This window comes from Luteimonas viscosa, from assembly GCF_008244685.1.
Lineage (GTDB): Bacteria > Pseudomonadota > Gammaproteobacteria > Xanthomonadales > Xanthomonadaceae > Luteimonas > Luteimonas viscosa.
Map to the genome: position 1 here is coordinate 1,755,913 of NZ_VTFT01000001.1, position 16,267 is coordinate 1,772,179.

A 16,267-nucleotide genomic window follows, 5' to 3' on the forward strand; every position below is an offset into this window, starting at 1 on the left:
ATTCCTCTACAAGTCCCCATCGCGCAGAAACCCTACCTGCCGCTGCAGGCGCAGCAGGGCCGCGGCCAAGTGCTTCTCCACCATTTTCGTGGAGATCCCGCAACGCTCCGCGATCCGGGCATGGCTCAGGCCATGACCATGTCGCAACAGGTAGACGCGCCGGCACTTTGGCGGCAGCGCGAGAATCGCCGCTTGCAGGAGCTCGGCGCGCTGGAGGCGCTCGGCTTCCTCTTCCGGCAGCGGCGCATCATCGGCCAGCAACTCGGTGACACTCCCCCGGCCTCCATGCGCACGGGAGGCCTCACGCTTGCCGTGCTTGATCGATCGGTTGATCGCAATCCGGTACAGCAGCGGCTTCCAGTCGCTGACGTGCCCCTTCTCGCGATACCCGAGAAGACTGATGATGCTGTCCTGCGCGATCTCTTCAGCGTTTTCCACGCTGTTGCGGCGACTCAGGAACCCGACCAGGCCACGGTACTGACTGCGTACGAACTCCTCGAAACGTACGCGCGAATCCTCGCACTCGACCGTTCCCGTCGCCGGCGAACCGGTCGCCATGTCATCGCGCTTGTCGGTCATCGTTCCAGGCCTCTGCCGCCGCGCCTCCGGGAGCAGTACGGGCATTAGAAGTCAGCGATGCGATCCCATGCAATTGCGGCACGACTGCTCCAGGTCCGGATCCGCAGAACCCCTTTCCCCACGCGTCGCGGGAGGACTCCTTGCCCGAAATCCAGCGATGTGCGCGAAGCAACGACCGCAGCCATCTCCACTACAAGCCTTCTTGCAGGGCGAATCCCTACCTTCTTCCTGCGGAAATCCGGCGCACCATGTTCTGGAGTTCCGCTTCGAGTTCTTCTACATGCAGGCACGTCTATGCCGCTTGTTTTCGCCACTGTCCATCCATGTAATATCTCGCCAGGGACGATGCCAAACGCAGACACGGAGTCCGCCATGAGCGAGACCCACTCCAAGAGTGCATTCGTGTACGGCCAGGTCATACGAGACCTGCAGGCAGGGCGCTACATGCCCGGACAGAGGGTCGATCCAGCAACGCTCGCACTCGAGTTCCAGGCCAGCACCACGCCGGTTCGCTTCGCCCTGTATCGACTCGTCGGCGAAGGATTGCTCGAGGATCATGCCCGGAGCGGTCTCCTTGTTCCGCTGCCGAACGAGGTCGCGCTACGCGGCCTTTTCGACTGGATGCAGCGCCTGCTCGTCATGGCCTGCGACCTTGTCAGTGAGCACCGCTCCCCGGCGCCCACGATGGTCGCCGAACCCATATCCATCGAAGACGATGTCGTCAATCGCACGTGGCAGCTCTTCGAAGCGATCGCCCGCTCAATCGAGCACCCCTCCCTGCGGCAGGCCGTGCGGCGGGCCAACGATCAACTGGCCCCGGTACGCCGGGCGACGCAAGGGCTCTTCGATGATGCGGCCGAGGAGTATCTCGAGCTCGCCCAGCCATGGCGGCGGCGCGACATGGCCAATATGAAGCTGGCGCTTGCGCGCTACCACGAGCGACGCATGCAGCTGGTCCCGCGCATCGTGGCAAGACTGACGGCGACGGCAGACCAACACCGGTAGCACCACGCACGCGCGGAGCCCGCCTCAATCAAGGCTACGGCGTCGATTGCCCATGCCGACGCGACTCGAATGATGGACATCGATCACAACGCGGCACAATCAAGAGAAGACAACGTAATAATCATTTGAGAATCACGGCCGCGGACTCCTAGGCTGCATGAGTCATGGATGGTCCATGACACAAAGAGGAGAGCCAAGATGGACAAGATCAACGAAGCCAACCGCAGCAACGAGAAGGACGTCCTGATCGAACTCGGCGTCGCCAGCATCGAGACCCAGGGCATCCCCGTCGGCCTGGACGAGCCTTTCGGCCGCTTCCCCGATACCGGCATCTCGGATAGCTGAACCACGAGGGCGCATCGCGAGATGCGCCCTTCTTCACTGCGGTGACCTATGCGCTACCGGATCCGGGATGATCTCTCCTTCTGCGTGATCGACAGCCAGGCGATCTTCCTGGACATCGAGTCAGACCGATACTTCCGCCTACCTGCTGATCTCGAGCGATCGTTCCTGTCCTGGGAGAGGGCCGGAGGCAAGGCTTCAGCCGCGGACCTCTTGAAGCTTGCAGATCTCGGGGTCGTTGTCCCGGCGGTGCCAACCAACGACAAGTCCATCCCATCGCCGCGCGTGGACGTACCTGCACGCAGCGCTTTGGAGCTGCAGGGCCGTGACGCGCGGTCGGCAACAGCCCTCGTTCCCGAGGTCCTGATAGGCGTCCTGGCGCGCCGCCGCGAACTGCGCAGGCGACGTCTGCGTGATGTCCTCGCGGACACCGCACGGGATCGCCAAGCCCGCTTGGCCACCCAGGGTTCTGCCGTCAGTGCGGACAGAGACAGGTTGATCGAACTCGCCCAGCGCTTCAGGCGGGCCCGCCTGCACGTGCCGATCGAACCCTGCTGCCTTCCGGACTCACTCGCCCTGGTGGGATTTCTCGCGAGACGTCGCATCGTTGCCAACATCGTATTCGGCGTCACATGTGAACCATTTGCAGCGCACTGCTGGGTACAGGCCGGCGACATGGTGCTCAACGACACGGTCGGCAACGCCCTGGCCCACACTCCGATCAGGGTACTGTGATGATCGATCGCTACTTGGTCATCGTCGGCAACCCCGGCGCCAGGTCGGTGGCGGAGACCACGGAGCATGCGCGCTTGCTCGGCTTGGAGGCGCGCGCCTCCTGGGCTGGCGCAAGGCTGCTCACCTCGCCGGCTGCGCCGACCGCAGCGACTCCCGACGGCGGCATCGTGATCGGACATCTGTTTCGACGTGACGGCACGCGTGTCCAAGACGGACTACTTCGTCTTTCGACGACAGATCCAGCACGGATCCGCTCACACCTCGTCAACGAATACTGGGGCGAGTACCTCCTGATCCAGGGCGGACACGATGGCCCGTTGCGGCTGACAGTGACGCGAGATCCTTCCGGTGGCCTGCCCTGCGTCTACGCGACGGATCGTGGCGCCGGATTCATCACCTCCGATATTTCGATGGCGATGCAGCTCGGCCTGTACCGGAAGCAGGTCGACTGGATCGCCCTCGCACACTTCCTCACATACCCTTATGTGAAGACCGGGCGCACCGCGCTCGATTCAGTTGGTGAACTGCTCCCAGGAAATACCCTGTGGCTGGATGACGCCGGCTCTCGCGTGGGGCAGGCCTGGTCGCCGTGGCGCTTTGTCGCGCCGCCATATCGGCATGCGAGGTTCGACAGCGCCGCCACGGAGCTCCGCGCCGTCACCCAGAGGACGATCGCCAGCTGGGCGGGGGTAGATGAATCCATCCTCGTGGAACTCTCCGGCGGCCTGGATTCATCGATCGTCGCAACGTGCCTTCGAGGCGTGCGCGCGGACGTCTCCTGCGTCACGTTGGTTTCGGAGCTTCCTGGCGCCGACGAGCGCGAGTACGCAAGGGCCGTAACGGAAGGCCTGGGCGTACAACTCCACACAGAGGGCCTGACCGTGGCGGCCGCCTCGTTCGATGCACCCCCGCCTTCCTCGGCGGTCGGCCCTGGCGCCGGCCCGTTGCAGCATGCGGCAGACGCCATCATGGAACGCGTGGCGGGCCGCGAAGGAATGCGCAGCTTCTACTCCGGTGGCGGAGGCGACACGGTCTTCGGCTATCTCGGTGGTGCCGCCCCGGCAGCAGACGCATTCAGGGAATGCGGACTCTCCGCAGGCATGCGTGCGGTGCGGGACCTCGCGGACTTGCACCAGTGCACCACATGGCGGGCCGCGAGCCTCGCGGCACGGAAGCTGAAGGGTGTCTCGACGGCGCCGCCCGCGGCGATATCGGACATGATGAACCGCGATGCCGTGGTCGGCGCCCCCGATCCGCATCCCTGGTCGGATGCTCCGCCGGGCGCCTTCCCGGGAGACAGGGAGCGCGTGCTTGGGCTCGCGGGAACCCAGCTCTTCCGCGATGGATTGTCCAGGGCTACGAGACGGCCACTGCGGTTGCCGTTGCTGTCCCAACCTGTCATGGAAACTTGCCTGTCCATTCCCACATGGATGTGGAACACCGGCGGCGTCGATCGATCCGTCGCCCGTGCGGCCTTCGCCGCCCTGCTTCCCCGCAACGTGGTCGAGAGACGGAGCAAGGGCAATTTCCTGCAGTACAACGGTGCCGTCTACCGGCAGAAGAAGGATCACATGCGCGACTACCTGATGGAAGGCGTGCTGCAGTCCCATCACCTCCTGGATCGCGAGGCAATCGCAGAGTTCTTCAAGCGGCCTTCGGCCCCCAGGGATCGTGCATTCATGCGCGTGTTCGACCTGTGCAGGGCGGAAGCCTGGGCGCGCCAGCAGGTCTAGCGCAGACCGAGGTCTGGCGACCCGCTGGTACCGTCGCGGCCGTGCTCCCGCATCTTGCGCCAGTGTGCGTACTGCCCCGCCTTGCGGTGATCCGCATCCTCCACGTCCTGCAGCCAGAAGCGGAACCAATCCAGGTTGCGTTCGTTCGCCGCCTGCAGGTGGCGCGGCTGGAACTTGCGGTGCGGTTCGTCCGGAAACACGTACATGTCGGCACGATGCGCTCCCATCAGCGGGACCGCGTACTCCAGCGCGTGGACGTACTCCTCCTCGGGCATCTGGAACAGGATCGGCGCCGTGATCCTGTCCACCCCGTAGGCCGGCGAAAGGCGCTTCCATTGCTCCGGCGTTTCCTCAGGAGAGCCCAGGCCCCACACGCCGCGCAGGCCAGCCAGGAACCTGTCGCCCTTCACGCTCCCCATCAGGTAGTAGATCGGCGTGACGGAGGGCGAAGTCACCGATGCCGCGGCCAGCAGGTCGGAGTGCATCGCCACCCACAACACGGCTTCGCTGCCGAGACTCAGCCCTCCCATTCCGATCCGCGCTCGGTCCACCCGCCCCTGGGACTCGAGCAGATCCACGGCGTGCCGGACGGCGGTGATCGCTCCGTCGAACCGCACGAGGGGATCGGATTTGGGAGGCGGCGCGTTGATGCATAACGTCGAAATCCCCTCCCCGGCAAGCGACGCGAGCGGCCACTCGTCGCCCATCCCGCCGCGCAGGAAGCCCGCGCAGTGATAGTAGTTGACGAAGAGCGGGCGCCTCGTGGGGCCGCGCCTGGCTTCGAACAGGTAGCCCGAGAACTGGTTGCCCTCTCCATCCTCCCAACGCAGCAGGCGCGAGGAGATCGACTCGGAAAGATCCGCCGCCAGCGCGGCGTTCGGCGCAAACAGCACGTGCCGATTACCGCTCAGGATGTCGATCCTCTCCAGCCGCGGCGGCCCGTCCGCCTCCGATGCGACGCACAGCAGCGATTCGGCCGACAGGCCGCAGGTACTGCGCGTGTCGCGACCACCGCTGACAAGCCCATCCGCGGCCACCACGGCCTGCACGTCCCCGGTGCCGACGTTCCATCGGAAGATGGATTGCGCCAGCCCGTTCTCGCGGTCCGTCACGGTGAACAGCAGCTCGTCGCCGCCGGGCCTCCATTGCACGCTGGTGATCGCCTTGTCCGCGCAGGGCCCGGCCGTGCACGGGACCGCGCTTCCCGCGCCGCTGCCGGGCAGCACCGAAAGCTTGGCACGATCCGATCTGCGCGAGCGATCGCCGCCGTCCGAGCGCGACAACACCGCCACACGCCCGCCGTGCGGATCCGGTACCTCCAGCAGGGTGGTGGGCAAGGCGTCCGGCGCGGCAGCCGCGCCTGCTGGGTCGGGTTCCCGGAACGGCACGGCATGCCGCTCCCCCGTGCGAAGGTCGATCTCGCGCCAACGGTCCGGCACGTCCGCCAGCAGCGGACCCCGATCGAACCAGGTGCCGGTGTATCGCTGGGTGGCCAACCGCGGGCCTACCCGGCTGGAGCGGTACAGGCTGGCGCCGACCGGCACCGTTTCGTCGATGCGAATCCCGTTGTCGTAGTCGGTCCGCTCGGCACGCGCCACCTCCTCGCGTGTCGCACCCACGCTGTAGCGCAGTGCCGTCCCGTCATCCCCCAGGACGAACGCACGCACGTCGGCGGGATCGGATGTCACCGGTTGCGCGCCGGATCCATCCGCCGCAGCACGCCACACGTCGATCCGGCCTTCGAGCACCGCACGGTAGTAGATGTACCTGCCGTCCGGCGACCACACCGCCACCGGCGGGATCGAGCCGCCCGCCGAGTCGCGCAGCGGCACGCCACCGTCACCCACGCGACGCGGCGGCACGCGACCGTCCACGTCCTGCACGTACCAGGTCGAGTCGTAGGTATCGCGTTCCACCGAGGCCTGCTCGGCGCGGAACGCCACGCGGCGCCCGTCGGGCGAGACCACCGGCCCGGCCAAGTCCACCACTTCCACCAGTCGGCGCGGCGCGACCGGCGTGGTCGCCATCGCCGCGCCCGCGGTGGCAAAGAGCAAACACGCGATCAGCCAGGGGCGCATCCGTACCCCCAGGCCATTCGCGGCCGCGTGCATCCGCTGCATTTCCATGTCTACCTCCCTCATGCGCCTGCGTCCCGCATTCGCACATCACGTCGCCGACGCGCCCGGTATCGGCGCCCGCCCTTCCCTGCTCAGAACCGTTTGGCGATCGACAGGCTCACGACCCGCCCCACCGCCGAGTAGTTGGTGGAGTCGTACGGCGGGAAATCCGGATACGGCGGCGTGTAGAACGGCGGCGCGCGGTTGAACAGGTTCTGCGCCGACAGCGCGAACTCCATGCCCGAGGCAAGCCCCGCCGCGTCCGGCGTCTCGTAGCGCAGCGTCGCGTCGAACGTGGTGAACGACGCAGTGCGCCCGCCCTCGCCGGCATTTGGCAGCCCTTCGACACCAGCGGTGTAGTTCACGAAGGCCGAGGCCCCGAACCCGCCCCGCGCCCACACCGCGCCTGCCCGGGCGTTGACCTTGGCCGGGCTGAACAGCGTGCCGGCGAGGTCGTAGCTCGCCTCGCCCGGCGTGGACTGCTGCGAGCTGTCCAGCCAGCTGCCCGCCCCGCGCAGCGTCAGCCGCCCCTCGCCCAGCTCCATCCGGTACGACGCGGACAGGTCCACGCCGCGGATGCGCTGCCGGGCCACGTTGAAGTACTGGCTGTAGAGGATCGCCACCACGCGGTCCGGGTCGTACGGCGTGCCCATCAGGTTGTAGAAGATGTCGGCGCCCTCGATCACCGCCGCCTGCTCCTCCACGCTTGGCGCATAGTGGATGAAGCGCGCGTAGGCCGGGTTGCCCAGCGCCCGGTCGGGGTTGGTGATGGGCTGCACCACGCGTTCGGCGTAGTCGATGTCGAACCAGGTCAACTCGGCCTCCAGGCCGGGCAGCGCACGCGGGTGCAGCGCGAGCGACGCGCTCCAGGTGCGCGCACGTTCCGCACCCAGGTCCGGGTTGCCGCCGCCCAGCATCAGCACGGCGTCTTCCGGGTCGATGCCGGGGTCGCCGAAGAACGCAGCCGGCCGTAGCAGCGCCTGCTGCGCCCAGTAGCGCTGGAACAGGGTGGGCGCCTTGAACGAGCGGCCCCACGAGGCCTTGAGCGTCACGTCCTCGCCCGGCCCGTACACCAGCCCCAGCTTCGGCGTGGTGACGCTGCCGAAGCTGTCGTAGCGCTCGGTGCGGGCGGCCAGGTTCAGCGCCAGCCGCCGCACCCATGGCCTGGCATTGTCGGCGCCCACCAGCGGCAGGCCGAGTTCGGCGTACGCATGGCGGGTGCGCTCACTGCCCGCGATGGGCGTGCTGCCCACCAACCGGTTGTGCTGGGCGAACTCGTTGGTGCGCTGCCCCACCCCGAGCGCCAGCCTGGCCTCGCCGCCGGCCAGGGCGAACATCGGGCCCTCGATCCCGACGTCGTATGAGACCACCTCGTTGCAGTAGCAGTCGTGGCTAAGGCGCGTCACCGCGCCATCGGCCAACGCCACGCGCGACTGCTGGTTCACCAGCCGATCCCGGCCAAGGCCGGCGCCCAGCTGCAGCGTCCAGTCGCCCAGGGCCACATCGGCACCGGGTGCCAGGAAGGTGGCAGTGGAGTCCTGCACCATCACGTTGGAGTACGGCAGCTGCGGGCGGTTGTAGGGGTGCTGCAGCTGGTCGCGCTCTGTGCGCAGGGCATCGAGCCGCAGAGTCACGGCGGCGCCCAAGGCCTGGTGCCCGCTCAGCAGCGCACTGCGCACGTCACTCCCGGGGAACAGGGTGCTGGGGTGCGCCATGTGGCGGGTGTAGTCGCGCTGGCGCGCGTACAGCGGATCGGTCGAGGCATCGCGCAGCGCCACGATGAACCCGCCGCTCGCCCACGCGCGCCCGGCGGTCGCGGTGTACTCCCGCGTGTCGAGCCCGCCATCGGTGGCGCCGCCGTGGCGCACGCCCACCCCCACGCCGTGGTACTCGCGCCGCAGCAGCACGTTGGCCACGCCGCCCACCGCGTCGGACCCGTACAGCGCCGACGCGCCATCGGGCAGGATCTCCACCCGGTCCACCGCCTCCACCGGGATGGCACCGATGTCCACCGCCTGCACGAAGCCGCCGTAGGACATGCGCCGCCCGTTGAGCAACGTGAGCGAGGCATCCGGCCCCAGGCCACGCAGGTTAAGCGACGAGCCCCCGGTGAGGTTCTGGTTCGCCAGCCCGCCGGCGCCCGTGGTGGCACCCCCGGCCACGCCCGGGTTCTGCCCGCCGCCGAAGTTCTGCGGCACGCTGCGGATCACCTCGCCCAGGTCGGTGAAGCCTTCCTCACGGATGTGTTCGGCGCCGATGGTCAGCACCGGCGAGGGAGAGGTGCCGCCGCGGATGCGGGTGCCGGTGACGGTGACCTGTTCGAGTTCGGTCGCCGCTTGCACCTGCGACGGCTCGGCCTCCGGACTGACCTCCGCCGCTCCCACCGTTGAGTGTTCCTCGATGGTTTGCCATGCCGCTGCCGATCCTGGCGTGCCAACAACGCTAACTAGGAACGCGACACGAATCGCGTCGTAAAGACTGCTGGTCTTCATGCTGTTCTCCCTCGGTTTCCCAAGTTGTTCCTTCCAGTTCGGCCGGGCGGCTTCCCAGGCCCTCGTTGCTACATTTAATGTAGCGTTCATAGCCGCAGCTGGCTCTCCGCTGCATCGGCATGGACTACAACTCAAGAGTGTGTCGGCCCTCTTCCCCTACCTCGGCAGTCGCGTAGAGCGGCGTAACGCGTTGCTACATTTAATGTAGCATACAGATTGCGGCTGGGAAAGCCATCCTGTTGAGCACACAGGAACGGCGTTGACGATCCATGTCGCCTCTCAATCCCCGTAACGTGTTTGCCAAACGTCTCAGGAAGGCGCGCCTAGCCTTAGGTATATCGCAGAGAGAGCTTGGTAGAAGGATCGGACTGTCGGAGGACGTCGTGTCCAGCAGAGTCACGAGATATGAACGGGGAAGTTCAGAGCCCGACTTCGATACGGCAGATCGGCTAGCCAAGGAGCTCGGAGTCCCGCTGGCCTACCTGGTGGCCGACAACGATGTGCTGGCGGAGGTCATTCTTGCGGTGGCGAGCATGTCGCCCTCCGAGCAGCGCAAGATCGCCAGTGAGTTAAAAGAGAAAGCGAAACGCTAGCCCGCGGCGGAGACAGCCAGTGCGCCGCGGCTACTTCTTCGTTGCGAGTTGCTCTTTCAGCCGGCTTGCCAACTCCTTCCGCTCCTTGGGCGAAAGTTGCGAAAGTGCAAGCACGATGTCAGCTGTTGGCTCATCTTCCGCGACCAGGAAAGCCATCGGCACCCTCAGAGTTTCCGCCAGCTGAGCGAGCCCGTCCAGATCAACCCCACTGGCCTGTGTCTCGTAGCGATTGATCCGGCTGCTGCCTCGCTCTTTCGTGAGCCCCATCAGAGCACCCAGCGCACGCTGACTACGGATTCCGCGCAGGTCGCGAGCCTGCTTGATCCGAGCAGAGAAGATGGCGCGGGGCGAAGCCTTCGGCACGGGCAGAGTAGCCTTCTGATCAGTCGCAACAGCATGCCCTCGTCCCACTCCTCGCGGCAGACTCTTCATGAAATGTAGCACTTCTAGCGGCAGCTGCCGTGGAGCGCCAGTACGCGCATCCGTCAGTTCGCTGTGGCGCCTATGTGCCCACTTTCCGAATCAGAAAAGTCCTACGGTTCACTGGCCGAACGCCCGATAGAAGTTCAATGGGGCTTGGAACAAGCTGATCCTGCCCCGGCAGCACGGCCTTTGCACCGGCAACGGATGCCGCTCAGCGAGGAATAAGGCCGCCGCCTTGAGCAAGCGGTAAAGCTGGGCCGGGGCATCTTTCTCCTTGTCGTCTTTCGTTCGTGATCGAACACCAGCCCATCCGTTTCTGAGGGCAGCGCGGACCACGCTCCCTAGATTTTCCGCACTACGTCGGTACACTCATAGCTCTTGTGGACCAAGGAGTGGTCATGCTCATCCTGACGCGTCGAGAGGGCGAAGCGATCCAGATCGGAGATGGCATCCGTCTGCAGGTCACTTCTGTCAGAGATGGCAAAGTACGGATTGGAATCGAAGCGCCGCCCGACGTACTTGTCCTACGCGAGGAGCTACTACCTATCTCTGGGGATCAGGACGACGGACTCTTGAGCAACTGCGCCACCAAGTAGGGGCTCTTCGGGACGGCAGCGAAGAACTGCGCTTTGTGAATCAGTGTGGCGTCTGTCGCGCCCGCACCACGCCTGTGGTTTGACTTGGTCAACCAGTGGCTTCTTTCGGCCAAAAGCGGTCATCTGGTTACGTGCCCCGAAACGTCGGTGAGGCGGCGCGCCCAAGGCTTCGCGTCAACGGTCAGACACCGCCAGCAGCGACATGGCATGCGTTCGGAGAACCCGGGCGCTTCGGCCGCTGCCCCTCTCGCTTTCCGTTTGCTTCCATGCAGGCATTCAGGGAGATCAAGGATGGGTCGAGCCATTGTACTGATAGGAGTCAGCCGGACGGCCAATCCTGGTCAGTTCCCTGATCTTCCCGGTGTTCGAGACGCCATCAGGCGAATGCGGGAGTGGGCGCAAGGCCAGCAGTTCGAAGCGATCGAGGAAGTTACAGAGGAAACAGTGGGCCGCGTCACCGCCATCGCCATCAACGACACGATCGACGAAATTATTCGCAGCGACCAGAACCTCGAACAACTCGTCATCTACTTTTCAGGTCACGGAATCATCAACGCGACCAACGAGTACTGGCTTCTTTCACTGGCCCCAAGCAATAGCAACGAAGCCGTCAACGTCAGTGGCAGCCTGTTGCTCGCAGAAGCCGGGCACATACCGCACGTAGTCTTCATCTCCGACGCCTGCCGGACACCTGCAAGCACAACTCAGCTTGGCCGCATCACCGGTAGCCTGATCACGCCGAATCGACCGAACCCAGACACCCAGCAGTACGTCGACGTCTTCTATGCGACTCGGCTGGGAGCGCCAGCGATCGAAATCGCAGCCGAAGCGGCATCCTACGTGGCGGTCTATACGTTGGCTTTGGAGATGGCGCTCGGCGGGGGCGTCCCTCAGCTGATCGAGCAAGGGTACGTTCGCCCGCGGCCATTAGGCGACTGGCTCAAGACGAACGTGCCGAGACTTCTCGCCAGAATGAAGCCAAGAAGCCTCCTGTCCCAAGGCCCCGAGGCTCGGATCTGTTCGCCGCCAGAAGCGTGGGTGGCGCAATTCACCGGGTCAGCCGCGACAGGACGGAAGTTCGAAGCGGCGGAGTACTTGGCCGCCATCTCTTACGAGCTAGAACTCGCCGAATCCTCGATGGCAGCGGTAACGCCGCGGAGAACGCCAGGAAAGCCCGCATCCGTCGCCGCTTTCGAACTCATGCGATCGCTCACCGGCCTTCGTGCACACGAACTCAATGCATGGGACCCAAAAGATTCAGGCGTGGTGGTCATTGGCGATCTCCTGCACAGCGTGACCTGTGCCGCCAGGGACGTGCAACTCACGATGACGCAATCTGATTCGGTCTTTGCCGCACGTGGTACGAGGCAGGGCCAACTGCTGGTGGAGTTCGCGGACGGCAGCGGCGTGCTAGTCCCGTTGATCAACGGCTATACCGGTGTGGTCCGCATCGAAGGCGGGTGCCTGCGCGAAGTCCATTACGAGCCCGCAAGCAGGTCGATGGTGCGAGCCAGCCGAGAAGAACTACAGTTGCCGCGCTCGATCCTCTATCGGGCTGTCGCAAGTGGAGAGCTCAACCTGGACGAGGAAGCAACCCTCACCGTATCGCGCCTGCTGACTTCGTCGACTTTCTTTGATCCCGCATTATCGGCGTGTGCGGTGTATGCGTATCAAGGTGCCTCGAAACTGACGCATATCCGAAAGCTGCAACGTCACCTTCTGGATCGCGGGGCGGGTATATTCGATCTGGCCATGATGGCGAGGGACCTGCTGAAAGCAGACGAGTCCCCGAACATGAGCCTTAGCCTGCCCATGTTGTCGCAAGGGTGGGCTTACCTGGACGCATTGGTGCCGCGCTTCCCGGGGGCATTGCGGCGTCTCCAAGAACACACTAGGGATTCGCTGTGGTGCCACTACGAGCGACAGGGCGTGAGCGCGATCAGATGCTGGTTAGACCGCGAGGGATACCACACGCACATGCCTTCTGAAGGAGCATGAGATGAAGCGATTGATCTTGATCCATGGGAGATCCCAGGAGGACAAAGACGCACTGGAGCTGAAGACGATTTGGGTGACGGCATGGCAAAATGGGCTGGCGAAAAGCAATCTTGCGCTTCCGATCTCCGAAGACCGCATTCGCTTCATTTACTACGGGAACACCCTGAGGGACATGTGTGAAGGACTACCCGCGTCGAAGGCCGCTGATGTGATCTATCGTGGCGCGAACGCAGGCGCCGACGATCGGGAACGGCTTCAGGAGCTTCTTCTGGCGTACCTGACAGGGCTGGGGATCGAACCTGCACAGGTCGATGCAGTGCAACGAAGGGTGACCGGCAACGAAGTAGTTGAGCGCGGGCCGCAGAACTGGGCATGGGTCCAGGCCGTCATTCGGACGATCGACGCACATGTACCCGGCGCGGGTACTCTGATCGCCATGATCACCAATGATGTTCATCAGTATTTGAGCAAGGATTCCTTCCGATCAGTGATCGAGGACGGGATCATTGCTGCGCTATCGGAAGAAGAGGAGAGCGTGATCGTTGCGCACTCGCTGGGAACGATCGTTGCCTACAAGCTATTGCATCGGTTGAGCCAAAGCGGGGCATGGAAGGTGCCAGTTTTTGTTACCCTCGGCTCCCCCTTGGCGATCAATGCGATTCGTGAGCGCCTTAGACCCATCAGGCATCCTTCCTGCGTCAGTCAGTGGTACAACGCGCGCGATCCAAAAGATGTCGTGGCCTTGTATCCGTTGGATCGCGATCATTTTAAGGTAACTCCTGAAGTAGATGACAGTAGCCATGTCAGCAACTGGAAGAACAACCGGCATGGAATTGAGGGATACCTAGACGACGAACGTGTGGCGCGTCGCATCGTCGACGCACTGAGCGAAGGGTAGGCTCGCCGACGATGACGGGTCTTGATCGCTCGGAGGCGAAGTTGGTGCTGTCCGAGGACGCGTGTGATCTATTGCGCAGCCTAGAGCGAAATGGAATAGCCCCTTCCCTAGCGATCCGTTTGGCCGCGGCCATTCAGGGCATTCGCGACGAGTTCCCGGAACCGGATCAGGTCGCTATTGACGAGGGAATTGGGGTCGTCGTGAAGCTCATGTGGGCCAATCAACATTGGCAGTTGTTCTTCGGAGCGCCGGCGTCCGACGAGATTGCCGATCGCCTGCAAGTGACATCCCGACGAGCAGTCGAAGGCCTGCTTCAGACGGGTTTGTGGTCGTTGCTGTGCTACATACTGTGGGTGTGCAACCTCTCTCTCGGGCCAAGGGACGGCAATAGAACCGACGCCACGCATTGGGCGTACTATTTGGAGAAGATCAATACCCGTATCTTCAAGGCCGGCACGTCGATTCCTACGCCAGATGAGCTCGGTGCAGCACTTGATCTGCTTTTCATGGTGTTCGATCCGCTAGATGCGGAAGCGCTTGGCAATGACGATCTGAGACGCTTGGTCCAAGCGCGCGAGGAGATCACTGGTTTCCAATCGCCAACGGCAACCCTCTTCGACTGGATTCGCGAGACTCGTCCGCGTACGGGAATAGCGGCCGAAGACATTGCAATCGTGACGCAGCGACTCATTCAAGATATCAACAGCTTGGGCTCGCAGATGTCCGAGACAGGGCACGCGACTGGCGCACCAGACAGCTGAAGGCGGGTTTGCGGGGGCAGAGGTCCCTCCCCGTTGACGGTCTCGCATGACATTCGACCATGCAGCCGTAGCGTCAAAGCACCTGCGTTCGGCCACCCCGACCTCGCTCTTCGGCAAGGGTCGTGGCCGATGGCTTTCGTTACCGGATCTAGATGCTCAATGAGGCCGCGAATGGAGTCGTAGGATGCCGTCGTTGAGGTGGCAAAATCCACTTCACCGTTGCCATCCTTCTCGACCCGCTCGTGCGCCCGCACGAACAGCGCGCCTCCGGTCCACAGATCAAACTGCGGTAGGGGCCGGACCAGCCCAATAGCCGAGAGCGTCCGCTTGGGGTCGAAATCTGCCGTTCGTCGGCAATCCGGAAATCTGAAATGCGTACCGAAGTAGTCGCGATTCTTCGATCTGAGCGAGCTCGGACGCGGTGGTTACAAGACCGAACCAGTCGTTAGAGCCCGCGTTCTTCGACCGGACGTCAAGAAGAACTCATCTGCGCGGCCGGCACCGTCCGGCAAGCACGCATTGGCGTCTACTTAATCGAGTGCAGTTCGGCGAACTGTAGTGGAGAAAGCCCCTGCAAGCTCGTGTGGGGGCGGCCAAAGTTGTACCTGACACGCCAATCGTCCAGCATCCGCTGTACCTCAGCGAGGCTCCGGAACTTGTAACAGTCAAGGACCTCTCGCCTCAGCGTTGCGTTGAAGCTCTCGGCAATGGGGTTGTCTTCGCAATGTCCCGGGCGGGAGTAGCGCCGGCGGACTTGGTAACGATCAGTCCAGTGCAGATAAGTGGCACTTTTGAACTGTCCCCCGTTGTCGCTTCGGATCGTGCCGGGCACGCGGCCCTGTAGTCTGGCCAGCTCCAGGGCTTCTACTGTCGCTGTTGCCGTCGCCTTCGGCAGAACGCGACAGATCACACCCTCGCGGCAGTAGTCATCAAGGGCGGAAAACACAAAGAACCGCCTGCCAGATGGCAGTACGTCCATCAGGAAGTCCATTGACCAGATCTGGTCGCGGTGGCCGGCCGGCTTGATCTTCCTGACAACTCTTTCAGGAAGTGGAGCGGGCTTCTTGCGCCACCGCCGCTGCAGCATCGCCTGGTAGTAGAGCATTCGGGCATGTCCTCGCGTGCAGTTCTCGTCGCGAAGCAGCACGTGGAACATTCCCCGGAATCCGTCTCCCGGGTTCTCCGCCAGGTATTTTCGCATAACGGCCACTAGCCGCTTGTCGCCCTCTTGTGCCACGCCCTGATGGCCAACAGAATGGGCAAGACCGCAAGCAGCGTTGGCGTCGGTTCGAGATAGATTGAAGACAGCCTGCAGAGATGCCGAGTACAGGGACCGTCGCTTGCGACGAGTCTCCAGACTCCTTATGAGCTTGGTCGTCGCGCGAAGCTTATGTTCGAGTTGCAGGATTCGACGGTTTAGGTAGTCGTTCTCCTGCTCAAGACCACGGACGTGAGCCAGCCACTTGGCTGTTAGACCGACGTACGGTTTCCAATGAGTGAACGCCCCAGCGGATATGTCGTATCTTCTGGCGACGGAGGCCATGGACTCTCCGCAATCGTAGTCCAGCAGCATTCGTGCAACCTTCTGATGGCTCAGCTTCTTGAAACGACCCACCTTGGCTGGTCGACGCACGTTCGTTGGGGTCATGATGAACACCTCTGCACCTAGCTGCGGTTCCACCCGAGCGTGCGCCTTGGAGCCGGCGAATGCCAACCGCCCTACTCTTTCCCGACTGACTTGCCTCACACAGACGCCGATTCGCGCGGTCCCGGCATGGTCGGCGATGCGGCCCCAGACGACCGTCCCGACCGTGGTGCCGGGCACGCAGTCCGGAGGGGGGGGGGGGCTGTGCTCCAACCAAAGTTTGTCCTCTACCCCTTTTCGCCGGCTCAGTCGGGGGTATGATGCCGGCCGAGACCGCAAACACCACGCCAGAATCTCTATTTCTGATGTGTCCGCTTGACGGGAGCTTACCTACCCGTGTCTCTCCCGGG

14 protein-coding genes are annotated in these 16,267 nt (G+C 63.8%); 9 read left to right on the forward strand and 5 right to left on the reverse strand.

Annotated elements, in window-relative coordinates:
• Positions 1–6 precede the first annotated feature (6 nt).
• Entirely contained in the window at positions 7–579 is a 573-nt protein-coding gene (locus tag FZO89_RS07785; protein WP_187471084.1) for an RNA polymerase sigma factor, read from the reverse strand.
• Positions 580–951: 372 nt separating this feature from the next.
• Between FZO89_RS07785 and FZO89_RS07790 the strand changes: the two genes are divergently transcribed.
• The 4 genes from FZO89_RS07790 to FZO89_RS07805 all read left to right on the forward strand — a co-directional run bounded on the left by FZO89_RS07790 (position 952) and on the right by FZO89_RS07805 (position 4,394).
• Positions 952–1,584: a GntR family transcriptional regulator gene (locus FZO89_RS07790; protein ID WP_149102719.1), complete on the forward strand. Its 633-nt coding sequence runs from the start codon at positions 952–954 to the stop codon at positions 1,582–1,584.
• A 198-nt stretch (positions 1,585–1,782) separates the two neighbouring features.
• On the forward strand, positions 1,783–1,929 hold the full coding sequence (locus FZO89_RS07795; RefSeq protein WP_187471085.1) for a benenodin family lasso peptide: 147 nt from the start codon (positions 1,783–1,785) through the stop codon (positions 1,927–1,929).
• Positions 1,930–1,977: 48 nt separating this feature from the next.
• Positions 1,978–2,661 (forward strand): lasso peptide biosynthesis B2 protein, encoded by a 684-nt coding sequence (locus FZO89_RS07800; RefSeq protein ID WP_149102721.1) that lies wholly within the window; start codon positions 1,978–1,980, stop codon positions 2,659–2,661.
• Complete coding sequence (locus tag FZO89_RS07805) at positions 2,661–4,394, forward strand: asparagine synthase-related protein (RefSeq protein ID WP_149102722.1); 1,734 nt, start codon at positions 2,661–2,663, stop codon at positions 4,392–4,394. Before FZO89_RS07800 ends, FZO89_RS07805 begins: the two co-directional genes overlap by 1 nt.
• On the opposite strand, the gene FZO89_RS07810 is transcribed toward FZO89_RS07805, so the two are convergent.
• Both FZO89_RS07810 and FZO89_RS07815 read right to left on the reverse strand, forming a co-directional pair.
• Positions 4,391–6,520, reverse strand: a complete 2,130-nt coding sequence (locus FZO89_RS07810; RefSeq protein WP_262378571.1) for an Atxe2 family lasso peptide isopeptidase — start codon at positions 6,518–6,520, stop codon at positions 4,391–4,393. The two genes, FZO89_RS07805 and FZO89_RS07810, sit on opposite strands and share 4 nt — an antisense overlap.
• An 83-nt stretch (positions 6,521–6,603) precedes the next feature.
• A complete protein-coding gene (locus tag FZO89_RS07815; RefSeq protein WP_149102724.1) occupies positions 6,604–9,003 on the reverse strand; it encodes a TonB-dependent receptor plug domain-containing protein in 2,400 nt (799 codons plus the stop codon).
• Between the two features lie 269 nt (positions 9,004–9,272).
• Here FZO89_RS07815 and FZO89_RS07820 point away from each other — a divergent pair, with 269 nt between their 5' ends.
• Positions 9,273–9,596 carry a helix-turn-helix domain-containing protein gene (locus FZO89_RS07820; protein WP_262378572.1) on the forward strand — a complete coding sequence of 108 codons (324 nt, stop codon included), beginning with the start codon at positions 9,273–9,275 and terminating at the stop codon, positions 9,594–9,596.
• 30 nt (positions 9,597–9,626) lie between these two features.
• Here FZO89_RS07820 and FZO89_RS07825 read toward each other — a convergent pair whose 3' ends face one another.
• The gene (locus tag FZO89_RS07825) at positions 9,627–9,935 is read right to left on the reverse strand and encodes a helix-turn-helix domain-containing protein (protein WP_149104089.1); all 309 of its coding nucleotides are present in this window, start codon (positions 9,933–9,935) and stop codon (positions 9,627–9,629) included.
• 482 nt (positions 9,936–10,417) lie between these two features.
• On the opposite strand from FZO89_RS07825, the gene FZO89_RS19040 reads away from it, so the two are divergent.
• The 4 genes from FZO89_RS19040 to FZO89_RS07845 all read left to right on the forward strand — a co-directional run bounded on the left by FZO89_RS19040 (position 10,418) and on the right by FZO89_RS07845 (position 14,272).
• Positions 10,418–10,615: a carbon storage regulator gene (locus FZO89_RS19040; protein WP_149102725.1), complete on the forward strand. Its 198-nt coding sequence runs from the start codon at positions 10,418–10,420 to the stop codon at positions 10,613–10,615.
• A 291-nt stretch (positions 10,616–10,906) separates the two neighbouring features.
• Positions 10,907–12,613 (forward strand): caspase family protein, encoded by a 1,707-nt coding sequence (locus FZO89_RS07835; RefSeq protein ID WP_187471086.1) that lies wholly within the window; start codon positions 10,907–10,909, stop codon positions 12,611–12,613.
• A 1-nt stretch (position 12,614) separates the two neighbouring features.
• Positions 12,615–13,511 (forward strand): lipase family protein, encoded by an 897-nt coding sequence (locus FZO89_RS07840; protein ID WP_149102727.1) that lies wholly within the window; start codon positions 12,615–12,617, stop codon positions 13,509–13,511.
• 11 nt (positions 13,512–13,522) lie between these two features.
• Positions 13,523–14,272: a hypothetical protein gene (locus tag FZO89_RS07845; protein WP_149102728.1), complete on the forward strand. Its 750-nt coding sequence runs from the start codon at positions 13,523–13,525 to the stop codon at positions 14,270–14,272.
• 526 nt (positions 14,273–14,798) lie between these two features.
• Here FZO89_RS07845 and FZO89_RS07850 read toward each other — a convergent pair.
• Positions 14,799–15,920 carry an IS3 family transposase gene (locus FZO89_RS07850; RefSeq protein WP_262378701.1) on the reverse strand — a complete coding sequence of 374 codons (1,122 nt, stop codon included), beginning with the start codon at positions 15,918–15,920 and terminating at the stop codon, positions 14,799–14,801.
• Positions 15,921–16,267 lie beyond the last annotated feature (347 nt).

Excerpts from the sequence above, each read along its gene's own strand:
- FZO89_RS07785 (WP_187471084.1), bottom strand. The coding sequence starts at position 579 with ATGACCGACAAGCGCGATGACATGGCGACCGGTTCGCCGGCGACGGGA.
- FZO89_RS07790 (WP_149102719.1), top strand. The coding sequence starts at position 952 with ATGAGCGAGACCCACTCCAAGAGTGCATTCGTGTACGGCCAGGTCATA.
- FZO89_RS07795 (WP_187471085.1), top strand. The coding sequence starts at position 1,783 with ATGGACAAGATCAACGAAGCCAACCGCAGCAACGAGAAGGACGTCCTG.
- FZO89_RS07800 (WP_149102721.1), top strand. The coding sequence starts at position 1,978 with ATGCGCTACCGGATCCGGGATGATCTCTCCTTCTGCGTGATCGACAGC.
- FZO89_RS07805 (WP_149102722.1), top strand. The coding sequence starts at position 2,661 with ATGATCGATCGCTACTTGGTCATCGTCGGCAACCCCGGCGCCAGGTCG.
- FZO89_RS07810 (WP_262378571.1), bottom strand. The coding sequence starts at position 6,520 with ATGGAAATGCAGCGGATGCACGCGGCCGCGAATGGCCTGGGGGTACGG.
- FZO89_RS07815 (WP_149102724.1), bottom strand. The coding sequence starts at position 9,003 with ATGAAGACCAGCAGTCTTTACGACGCGATTCGTGTCGCGTTCCTAGTT.
- FZO89_RS07820 (WP_262378572.1), top strand. The coding sequence starts at position 9,273 with ATGTCGCCTCTCAATCCCCGTAACGTGTTTGCCAAACGTCTCAGGAAG.
- FZO89_RS19040 (WP_149102725.1), top strand. The coding sequence starts at position 10,418 with ATGCTCATCCTGACGCGTCGAGAGGGCGAAGCGATCCAGATCGGAGAT.
- FZO89_RS07835 (WP_187471086.1), top strand. The coding sequence starts at position 10,907 with ATGGGTCGAGCCATTGTACTGATAGGAGTCAGCCGGACGGCCAATCCT.
- FZO89_RS07840 (WP_149102727.1), top strand. The coding sequence starts at position 12,615 with ATGAAGCGATTGATCTTGATCCATGGGAGATCCCAGGAGGACAAAGAC.
- FZO89_RS07845 (WP_149102728.1), top strand. The coding sequence starts at position 13,523 with ATGACGGGTCTTGATCGCTCGGAGGCGAAGTTGGTGCTGTCCGAGGAC.
- FZO89_RS07850 (WP_262378701.1), bottom strand. The coding sequence starts at position 15,920 with ATGACCCCAACGAACGTGCGTCGACCAGCCAAGGTGGGTCGTTTCAAG.